Below are 1071 nucleotides of genomic sequence, written 5' to 3'. Positions count from 1 at the left end.
GCCGCGCAGGCGCCCGGTCGCTATGCCAAGTGGATGAACGAGCTCAAGAAACTGCATGCCGGCGACCTGGACCTGAAAGCCTACGACGGGCCCGAAGGCGTGGCGCGCCGCCTGATGAAGACCAACCCCCGCCTGGACCAGCACAAGGCCGATTGGCTGGCCCAGTACTGGGCCCGCGCCAATGTCGAGGGCAAATGGGAGATCATGGGCAACCCGGCCCACAAAATCATCAACGCCCAGCTGTACCGGGTCGATGAAGTGCTGGAAATCTACAAGCGCATCAGCATGCCCACGCTGGCGGTGGAAGCCAGCGACAACAGCATGGACCAGTGGTGGCAGGGCAAATACTCATTGGCGGAGTACCACGAGCGGCTCAAAGCGGTACCCAATGTGCGCGTTGAGTTGATTGCCGAGGCCGGCCACATGATGCACCACGACCAGCCGGAGCAACTGGCAGCACTGATTGAGCGCTTTATTGCCTGAGCGGCGGCATGCCTGAGGCGCCGTGGGTCCGGCATGAGCAAACGCAGTTGCAGTGAAGACTCACTTGTATGCCCCAAGTTAGGTCGGAACTAAAATAGCGGGTTATTTGAAACCCACACAGTCAGGACCCGCATCATGGAAGCAGAACGCATCAACCTCATCGGCACCCAACTCTCCGATTTGAGCGCCCGCACCCTCGATCTCCGGGGGTATCTTTGACTACCCTGCCAAATCTGAACGGCTGAGAACCGTCAACGCATCCCTCGAAGACCCCGCAGTCTGGAATGACCCCAAACGCGCCCAGGAGCTGGGCCGCGAGAAAAAAGCGCTGGACGGCGTGGTGCTCACGCTCGACAGCCTCACCACCGAGCTGGCCGACAACACCGAGCTCTTCGAGATGTCCAAAGAGGAAGGCGACGAGGACGGCCTGCTGACCATCGAGCTTGACACCGCCAAGCTCGCTGCCACCATCCAGGGGCTGGAGTTCCGCCGCATGTTCAACAACCCGGCGGACCCGATGAATGCCTTTGTCGACATTCAGGCCGGCGCCGGCGGCACCGAAGCCTGCGACTGGGCCAGCATGCTGCT

At 61.3% G+C, this 1071-nt stretch carries 1 protein-coding gene and 1 pseudogene; both read left to right on the top strand.

Annotated elements, in window-relative coordinates; translation table 11 throughout:
- The coding region (locus B3V69_RS11410; protein ID WP_296446615.1) for an alpha/beta fold hydrolase at positions 1-483 on the top strand (483 nt) is incomplete at its 5' end.
- Positions 484-618: 135 nt separating this feature from the next.
- Positions 619-1071 (top strand): annotated as a pseudogene (locus B3V69_RS11405) (PCRF domain-containing protein); the annotation flags it as partial.

The organism is Rhodoferax sp. UBA5149, assembly GCF_002413825.1.
GTDB lineage: Bacteria > Pseudomonadota > Gammaproteobacteria > Burkholderiales > Burkholderiaceae_C > Rhodoferax.
This window is presented reverse-complemented; position numbering and strand designations above follow the sequence as displayed.